1 protein-coding gene is annotated in these 229 nt (G+C 69.4%); it reads right to left on the reverse strand.

The window, feature by feature from the left end; all coding sequences use genetic code 11:
* The coding region (locus ACZ3HH_RS31270) for a hypothetical protein (protein WP_465810631.1) at window positions 1-229 on the reverse strand (229 nt) is incomplete at both ends.

Below are 229 nucleotides of genomic sequence, written 5' to 3' on the forward strand. Positions count from 1 at the left end.
GTGAGTGCCAGGTTCCAGCTGCCCGTCAGGTGGCCGGCGCTGACAGCTGCGATGCCCACACGCGGGATCCGGGTGACCAGCTCGCTGATGGCTTCACGGGTGGCATCGTCCGGGTTGTCGCCGAGGATGATGATCTCCGGCGCCCAGGCCTCCGCATCCGCTCCGGTAGTACGTGCCTGCTCGAGCCCGTCGACGCCGAGCTCAGCGAGAGCAGCTTCGACCGCCGCGG

Source organism: Pseudomonas sp. PME37.24/025 (genome assembly GCF_055556615.1).